Origin of the sequence: uncultured Amaricoccus sp. (assembly GCF_937858865.1) — a bacterium.
In the GTDB taxonomy this organism is placed as follows: domain Bacteria; phylum Pseudomonadota; class Alphaproteobacteria; order Rhodobacterales; family Rhodobacteraceae; genus Amaricoccus.
The window spans coordinates 1-6,891 of the sequence record NZ_CALLYO010000600.1 but is presented as its reverse complement, the minus strand read 5'-3'; the positions used below and the strand labels follow the sequence as shown (position 1 = coordinate 6,891).

Sequence of the window (6,891 nt, the reverse complement as noted above, 5' to 3'; positions counted from 1 at the left end):
GATGCTCGAGGTCGAGCTCTTTCCCGAGCTCTGGCGGGTGCGCACCGTGCTCTGAGGGGTCTCTGCGAAACGGCCCGGGCACAGATCGGGCACGCGTGCCCAACTTGGCAACATGCTGGAATATATGTATTTATCCAGACATGGTCACCACTTGTTGACCAAGGTTAACGGCGCGGCGCCCCCTCCGCAGAGGCCTCTCTGAACGCCAGCGAAGGCTTCAGGTGGGGCCGCGGCGCTGGCCGTGCGCGCGTCGATCCGGAGAGCCTCAGTCGTCGGCGGGCAGGCGGCGGTGGCGGGCGGCGCTGCCGCGCTCGATGGCGGCGGCGTGCAGGCGGTCGATCTCGAGCTCGTGGCGGAGCTCGAGCAGGAACTGGAGCTCGGCCTGGAAGGCGTGGCCGTCGGCGGCGGCGACGTCGCAGCAGAGGGCGTAGGCGGTCTCGCGCAGGGAGGCGGGCAGCGCGTCGCGCATCAGGCCGAAGAGGGCGTCGAGCCCGTCCTCCTCGGTGAAGAGGTCGAAGACGGTCTGGCCGATGGTGCGCAGCCGGTCGTGGTCGTAGCCATCGAAGATCGGCAGCGTGTCGACCATGCGGCTGATCGACAGCAGCTCCTTGGTGGTGACGTTCTCGTCCGAGGCCGAGAGGCCGACCATGGCCGCGACGAGCGCGTCCTGGGCGGAGAAGGAGGAGGGCGTGTCGGAAGGCATGTCGGACCCGTGCGGCTGCTCGGACCCTTGTATGGGGGCGCGCGGAACGGGACAAGGGCCGGACCGGCGGTCTTGACACCTGCCGGAGCCTGGTGCTCGCCTTGCAGTGGGGGACCACCATGCCGGAAGGGGCGATGATGACGACCGAGATGGACGACGGGTGCTGCGGCGCCAGCAGGCGGCGATTCCTCGCCGCGGGGGGCATCGGGCTGGTGGCCGCGGTCGTGGGCGGCGGGACGGCGGTGCCGGCGGCGGCCGCGGCGCTGACCGAGGCGCAGCGCGACGCGATGACGCCCGACCAGGTGGTCCAGCTCATGCTCGACGGCAACGCCCGCTTCGCCGCCGGCGAGCAGCGCGAGCGTGATTTCCTGGCCGAGCAGCAGGCGACCGCCGGCGGCCAGTATCCGGCGGCGGTGGCGATCTCCTGCGTCGACTCGCGCACGCCGATCGAGGTCATCTGCGACCTCGGGCTCGGCGACACCTTCAATGCCCGGCTGGCCGGCAACGTCGTGAACGACGACGTGCTCGGCAGCATGGAGTTCGCCTGCGCCGTCGCCGGCGCCAAGCTGGTGGTGGTCATGGGCCATACCGCCTGCGGGGCGGTGAAGGGCGCGATCGACGACGTGGTGCTCGGCAATCTCACCGGCCTCGTCGCCAAGATCAGGCCGGCGATCGTCGCGACCGACTATGCCGGCGAGCGCAGCTCGAAGAACCCGGAGTTCGTCGATGCCGTCGCCCGCACCAACGTCGTGCAGTGCGTCGAGCAGATCCGCGAGCGCAGCCGGGTGCTGCGCGAGCTGGAGGAAAAGGGGGCGATCAAGATCGTCGGGGCGATGTACGACCTGGGGACTGCGAAGCTCGCGCTGACCTGAGGCGGCCGGCCGCTTCGCCTTGAACACCGTCCGGCAAGCGCGTAGTCCGGCGCCTTGCCGGCGGGACGGCGGGGAAGGGAGCCGATGGACGACTTGCGGAACGCGGCGGAGGCGTCGAAGGCCTGGCCTTTCGAGGAGGCGCGGCGGCTGGCGGAGCGCTATGTCGAGGCGCCGCCCGCGAAGGGCTACCTGCTCTTCGAGACCGGCTACGGGCCGAGCGGGCTGCCGCATATCGGCACCTTCGGCGAGGTGGCGCGCACGACGATGATCCGCCGGGCGTTCGAGACGATCTCGGACCTGCCGACCCGGCTCATCTGCTTCTCCGACGACATGGACGGGATGCGCAAGGTCCCCGACAACGTGCCGAACCAGGAGATGCTGCGCGCGCACCTGCAGCGGCCGCTGACCAGCGTGCCGGATCCCTTCGGCGAGTACGAGAGCTTCGGGGCGCACAACAACGCGATGCTGAGGCGGTTCCTCGATACCTTCGGCTTCGAGTACGAGTTCGTCAGCGCGACGGAGTTCTACCGCTCGGGGCGGTTCGACGCGGTGCTCCGGCGGGCGGCGGAGCGGTACGAGGCGATCATGGAGGTGATGCTGGCCTCGCTGCGCGAGGAGCGGCAGCAGAGCTACTCGATCTTCCTGCCGATCTCGCCGAAGTCGGGGCGGGTGCTCTACGTGCCGTTGAAGGAGGTGAATGCCGACGCCGGGACGATCACCTTCGACGACGAGGACGGCGAGGAGACCACGTTGCCGGTGACCGGCGGGAACGTGAAGCTGCAGTGGAAGCCGGATTTCGGGGCGCGCTGGGCGGCGCTCGACGTGGACTTCGAGATGTACGGCAAGGACCATTCCACCAACACGCCGATCTACGACTCGATCTGCGAGATCCTCGGGGGGCGGGCGCCGAACCACTTCACCTACGAGCTCTTCCTCGACGAGCGGGGGGAGAAGATCTCGAAGTCGAAGGGCAACGGGCTGACCATCGACGAGTGGCTGACCTATGCCGACCCGGAGAGCCTCGCCTACTTCATGTACGGCAAGCCGAAGACGGCGAAGCGGCTGCATTTCGACGTGATCCCGCGATGCGTCGACGAGTATCACCAGCAGCTGCGCGCCTATCCGGGGCAGGACCTGGCGCAGCGGATTGCAAATCCGGTGTGGCACATCCACCGCGGGCAGCCGCCGGCCTCGGACATGGTGGTGAGCTTCGCGATGCTGCTCAACCTCGCGAGCGCGGCCAATGCGCACGACAAGGACGTGCTCTGGGGCTTCATCCGTCGCTATGCGCCGGCGGCGAGGCCCGAGACGCACCCGCAGCTCGACGCGGCGGCGGGGCATGCGGTGCGCTACTTCGAGGACTTCGTGCGGCCGACCAAGCGGTACCGCACGGCCGACGCCCGGGAGGCGGCGGCGCTCGCCGACCTGCGCGACCGGCTGGCGGCCTGGGAGGGCGGGGCGGATGCCGAGGCGCTGCAGGACCTGGTCTTCGCAGTCGGCAACGCGCACGGCTTCGACCCGCTGCGCGCCTGGTTCGCGGCGATCTACGAGGTGCTGCTCGGGGCGAAGCAGGGGCCGCGCTTCGGCGGCTTCATCGCCGTCTACGGCGTGGCGGAGACGGTGGGGCTGATCGACGCGGCGCTGGCCGGGCGGCTGGCGGCGGCCGAGTGACCGCGAAAGGGTTAACCGGGCGTTAACCGGGATCTGCTACCGGGACGGCGCCGCGGTCGCGCGCGTCAACGAGGGGGTCCCCGATGAACCGTCATGCCCGCCCGGAGCTCGACCTGATGCCGCCGCCCTTCGCCGAGGGGTTCGACGACTGGTCGCGCGGCGACGGCACGCCGGAGAGCCCGACCTGGGAGACGGCGCCGAACGCGCGCCTGGTGCGCGACGACGCCGATTTCGGCCCCTGCCTCGAGCTGCGCACGACGGCGGAGGTCGAGCGGATCCGCTACATGGGCGAGATGCCGCTGCTCGCCGGCGGCTTCATCGAGGTGGCGGTGCGGGTGCGCGCGGTGCGCGGGCCGCTGCCGGAGGTGCGGATCGCGGCCTGGCCGGGCGGGGCGGGCGGGCGGCGGGTCGAGGGGCTGCCCGAGGCGGGACCGCTCCTTCCCGTGCCGGCGCACGGCGGCGTCTGCGCCGTCCGCGCGGTCGTCGGCCGCGATGCCCATCCGGGCGTCGATCTCGTCTGGGACGAGCGGGTGCTCTACGCCCACGTCGGGCTCGACATCGAGGGACCGGCCGGGGCGGTGGTGCGGGTCGAGAGCGTCGCGGTGCGCGACGTCACCCGCCGCTTCTCGCCGCTCGGGCGGCTGCTGCCCGGCTTCGAGCCGGCCGCCCGCGAAGGCTGAAGCGCGCGGACGGCTGTGCTAGGATGGCCGCACGCAAGGAGGGACCGATCCCATGCCCAGCATCGAGCGCGGCGCCGCGCACCAGACGGTCATCACCACCTTCGAGGTGATGCCCGGGCTCTGTCAGGACCTGCTCGACCTCCTGGCCGCCGCCTACCGCGAGGTCATCAGCAAGCAGCCCGGCTTCCTCGGGGCGGCGCTCCACGTCAACGACGCGCAGACGCGCATCGCCAACTACTCGCAGTGGCAGCGGCGGGAGGACTTCCTCGCCATGCTGCGCTCGGACGAGATGCGGCGGCGCAACCGCGACATCAGCGCGCTCTGCAAGAGCTTCGAGCCGGTGATGTACGACGTGGCGGAGACCTTCGACTAGCGGCGGCGGTCAGGGCCGGTCGGCCGAGCAGAGCTTGTTCCACTGCTCCATGTCGTCCGGGTTCGCCGGCACCGTCTCGCAGTAACCGGGCCCGGCGCTGCCGGCCGAATCGCCGGGCGCGGCGGCGTCCTCGGCGGTCGGCGTCGGGGCGCCGTTGCAGGCGGCGAGCGCGAGGAGGAACGCGCCGGCCGGGAGCAGTCGACAGCTCGCCTTCATGATCGTCCTTTCCGGATCCAGGGGACAGGTAGCAGCGGGGCAGCGGCGCGATCATATCGCCGGAACGCAGGGCCATGGGAAGGGGGTTCGGACCGGTCGGCCCGCTACGCCCGGGGATCGCGCTTGCCGGGTTCCGGCGGCGGCTCGATCCCGAGCGTGCGCATCCGCTCGAGGAGGCGCGGCGGGATGGGGCGGCAGCCGCAGGCGGCGGCATGCGCGCGGTGCCAGGCGATGCGCTCCGCCTCGGTCGGGCGCTTCGGCATCGGGTGGGCGAGGTGCCAGTCGCGGTTGAGTGCCATGGTCAGCGGGCGGTGTAGCCGCCGTCGATCAGGTGGTAGCTGCCGTTGATGAAGCGGGCGCGCTCGGAGAGGAGGAAGCAGGTGAGATCGGCCACCTCCTCGGACTGCCCGAGCCGGCCGATCGGGTGCAGCGAGACGAGGCCGTCGAAGGTCGCCTTGTCGAGGTTGGCGAGGAGCGGCGTGTCGATGAAGGCGGGGCCGACCGCGTTGATGCGGATGCCGCGGGCGGCATAGGTGAGCGCGGCCTCCTTCGTCAGGCCGACGACGCCGTGCTTGGCCGCGACATAGGCCGGGGCGTTCCGGAAGCCGACCGAGCCGAGGATCGAGCTCATGTTGACGATGGCGCCGCCGCCGGCCTGCTCGATCGCCGGGATCTCGTAGCGCATCGAGTAGAAGACGCTGTTGAGGTTCACGTCGATGACCCGCTGCCAGCCGTCGAGCGGGTACTCGCCGACCGGCGCCGAGGGGCCGCTGATGCCGGCGTTGTTGACCGCGAGGTGCAGCGCGCCGAACGTCGCCACGGCGAAGGCGACCATCGCCTCGACCCGCGCCGGATCGCTGACGTCGAGGGCGAAGGCGGCGCCGCCGATCTCGGCGGCGACCTTCTCCGCCGGCTCCTGGTGCAGGTCGGCGACGACGACCCTGGCGCCTTCGGCCGCGAGCTGGCGGGCGCAGGCGGCGCCGATACCCGACGCGGCGCCGGTGACGATGGCGACCTTGTTCTCGAACTCTCCTGCCATGACATTCTCCCTCCGGTGAGCCGCCCAAGGTCAAAGCGAGCGATGCTGCGCATGCCGGATGTATTGCCAGGGGACCGGCGCAACAAGGATCGAGCAACCTGTCGGTGGATCAATGGTGTGAAGCGCGGTAGAATTCAGATGAGGAGGACGGGATGGCGGACGAGCCGGAGAACCATACGATCCGTCTCCTGCAGGAGGTACGCACGGAGATGCGCGAGAGGTTCGACAAGGTTGATGGGCGATTTGACGACCTGGGTCTCAGGGTCGACGGGATCACGCATATCCTCACGCTGCTCGCCGGCGTGTCGCACAACCACGAGGAGCGGATAAGCAAGCTCGAGACGGAGACGTAGACGTCGCTCCGTCCGGCTACCGCATCCGTCCCCGACTCTTGCCTTTGTGGGCGCGCGTTCCGCCCCGCCCGGCTCTGGACCGGGGCACCGTCGTCTCCACCTCGGCCTCGATCGCCGACTGGCGGGCCAGCGGGTCGTCGTGGACGGCGAGGTCGACCGTCTCGAGGCGGCGGATCTCGTCGCGCAGGCGGGCGGCTTCCTCGAACTCGAGGTTCTCGGCCGCCTTCAGCATGTCGCGGCGCAGCGCGTCGAGGTGGGCGGCGAGGTTGGCGCCGGCGAGCGGCTTGTCGATCCGGGCGGTGATGCGGGACTGGTCGGTGTCGGCGGGGAAGAGGCCCTCGAGCACGTCGTGGACGTTCTTGCGGATCGTCTCGGGGGTGATGCCGTGCGCCTCGTTGTAGGCGAGCTGCTTCTCGCGGCGGCGGTTGGTCTCGGCGATGGCGCGCTGCATCGAGCCGGTGACGTGGTCGGCATACATGATGACGCGGCCGTCGGCGTTGCGGGCGGCGCGGCCGATGGTCTGGACGAGCGAGGTCTCGGAGCGGAGGAAGCCCTCCTTGTCGGCGTCGAGGATGGCGACGAGCGCGCATTCCGGGATGTCGAGGCCCTCGCGCAGCAGGTTGATGCCGACGAGAACGTCGAAGGCGCCGAGGCGGAGGTCGCGCAGGATCTCGATGCGCTCCAGCGTCTCGATGTCGGAGTGCATGTAGCGGACGCGGATGCCCTGCTCGTGCAGATACTCGGTCAGGTCCTCGGCCATGCGCTTGGTGAGCACGGTGACGAGGACGCGGTGGCCCTCGGCCGCCACCTTGCGGATCTCGTCGAGCAGGTCGTCGACCTGCATCGAGACCGGGCGGATCTCGACCGGCGGGTCGAGCAGGCCGGTCGGGCGGATCACCTGTTCGGTGAAGACGCCGCCGGTCTGCTCCAGCTCCCAGGCGGCGGGCGTGGCCGAGACGAAGACCGACTGCGGGCGCATGGCGT

Annotated in this window: 10 protein-coding genes; 5 read left to right on the top strand and 5 right to left on the bottom strand. The window is 70.6% G+C overall.

Going from position 1 to position 6,891, the window contains the following annotated elements; all coding sequences use genetic code 11:
* Nucleotides 1-265: 265 nt before the first annotated feature.
* The gene (locus Q0112_RS17755) at nucleotides 266-703 is read right to left on the bottom strand and encodes a tellurite resistance TerB family protein (protein WP_297977349.1); all 438 of its coding nucleotides are present in this window, start codon (nucleotides 701-703) and stop codon (nucleotides 266-268) included.
* 134 nt (nucleotides 704-837) lie between these two features.
* Between Q0112_RS17755 and Q0112_RS17750 the strand changes: the two genes are divergently transcribed.
* From Q0112_RS17750 to Q0112_RS17735, 4 genes are all read left to right on the top strand, one after another.
* Entirely contained in the window at nucleotides 838-1,575 is a 738-nt protein-coding gene (locus Q0112_RS17750) for a carbonic anhydrase family protein (RefSeq protein ID WP_297977348.1), read from the top strand.
* 84 nt (nucleotides 1,576-1,659) lie between these two features.
* Entirely contained in the window at nucleotides 1,660-3,246 is a 1,587-nt protein-coding gene (locus Q0112_RS17745) for a lysine--tRNA ligase (RefSeq protein ID WP_297977347.1), read from the top strand.
* Between the two features lie 83 nt (nucleotides 3,247-3,329).
* Complete coding sequence (locus Q0112_RS17740; RefSeq protein WP_297977346.1) at nucleotides 3,330-3,926, top strand: hypothetical protein; 597 nt, start codon at nucleotides 3,330-3,332, stop codon at nucleotides 3,924-3,926.
* A gap of 52 nt (nucleotides 3,927-3,978) precedes the next feature.
* Nucleotides 3,979-4,299 (top strand): antibiotic biosynthesis monooxygenase, encoded by a 321-nt coding sequence (locus Q0112_RS17735; RefSeq protein WP_297977345.1) that lies wholly within the window; start codon nucleotides 3,979-3,981, stop codon nucleotides 4,297-4,299.
* Nucleotides 4,300-4,308: 9 nt separating this feature from the next.
* Here the strand turns inward: Q0112_RS17735 and Q0112_RS17730 are convergent, their stop codons facing one another.
* From Q0112_RS17730 to Q0112_RS17720, 3 genes are all read right to left on the bottom strand, one after another.
* A complete protein-coding gene (locus tag Q0112_RS17730) occupies nucleotides 4,309-4,515 on the bottom strand; it encodes a hypothetical protein (RefSeq protein WP_297977344.1) in 207 nt (68 codons plus the stop codon).
* Between the two features lie 104 nt (nucleotides 4,516-4,619).
* Nucleotides 4,620-4,814, bottom strand: coding sequence for a hypothetical protein (locus Q0112_RS17725; RefSeq protein WP_297977343.1), 195 nt, complete (start codon nucleotides 4,812-4,814; stop codon nucleotides 4,620-4,622).
* A 2-nt stretch (nucleotides 4,815-4,816) separates the two neighbouring features.
* Complete coding sequence (locus tag Q0112_RS17720; protein ID WP_297977342.1) at nucleotides 4,817-5,554, bottom strand: SDR family oxidoreductase; 738 nt, start codon at nucleotides 5,552-5,554, stop codon at nucleotides 4,817-4,819.
* 152 nt (nucleotides 5,555-5,706) lie between these two features.
* Between Q0112_RS17720 and Q0112_RS17715 the strand changes: the two genes are divergently transcribed.
* Nucleotides 5,707-5,907 carry a hypothetical protein gene (locus Q0112_RS17715; RefSeq protein ID WP_297977341.1) on the top strand — a complete coding sequence of 67 codons (201 nt, stop codon included), beginning with the start codon at nucleotides 5,707-5,709 and terminating at the stop codon, nucleotides 5,905-5,907.
* Between the two features lie 16 nt (nucleotides 5,908-5,923).
* Here the strand turns inward: Q0112_RS17715 and Q0112_RS17710 are convergent.
* The coding region (locus Q0112_RS17710) for a helicase-related protein (RefSeq protein WP_297977340.1) at nucleotides 5,924-6,891 on the bottom strand (968 nt) is incomplete at its 5' end.